This is a genomic window from Lamprobacter sp., from assembly GCF_034860625.1.
Taxonomy (GTDB): Bacteria; Pseudomonadota; Gammaproteobacteria; order Chromatiales; family Chromatiaceae; genus Lamprobacter.
Map to the genome: position 1 here is coordinate 1 of NZ_JAYESN010000712.1, position 711 is coordinate 711.

The window sequence follows — 711 nt, forward strand, 5'->3', positions numbered from 1 at the left end:
CTGAGCACGCCATCCCTCGCACGCAGCCCTGCGAACCGAGCACAGATCGCCAAGCAGGCCGTGCTGAGCACGACGAACTAAGGACTGAGTACCCAGCACTCGGTGCGACGGGCGACGTGCCTCGTGCGGCGCAGGAAGCGCTCAGCACGACTGATGAGGCGTCACCGGATGGCCTATCCGAGCGCCTTGGCTTGGCCTTACCGGCGCCGGCGGACAGCCATGGCGACGTGATGCCAACGGTGGAGCCGTTGGCGGACGATGCGGTTCGCCGGATGGTCAGGTGGTTGCGGGCCAAGGGACAGTCGGCATAGCCGGGTGTTGAGACCTTGCGCCTGGTGGGCAGCGATCCGCCGCCGCTCAGTGCGCAGTCTTTAAGCCACTGCGTTGCACGCGCTCAACCAGCTCCCGATACGCCTTCTCCACGTCTCCGTCCTCGATCCCCGCGGCGATGAAGTCGTCCAACGCATCGCACAACGCAATCGCCTCGGGGCTGTCTCCGAGTTGCTCCGTCCAGCGTTCCGAGAGGCATAGAGTCGATCCAGATCAGCTTGGGTCATGGGCTCGAACAGCAGGTGCTCGAAGCGCTCTAGCTCTGCCAGCAGTTTGGCGTGGGTCTCGGGCAGGGTCATCGGGTGATCGCGATGGGGGGGTTGTGCGCATGGCTTGCGTCTAGCAACGGCGAGCGCGCTTGGTCACCGGACAGCCTCACTT

The 711-nt window shown here is 65.1% G+C and carries 1 protein-coding gene; it reads left to right on the forward strand.

Annotated features, from left to right (window positions below):
* Window positions 1–311: hypothetical protein (locus VBE63_RS30900; RefSeq protein WP_323686764.1), on the forward strand; the 311-nt coding region annotated here is incomplete at its 5' end.
* Between the last annotated feature and the right edge of the window lie 400 nt (window positions 312–711).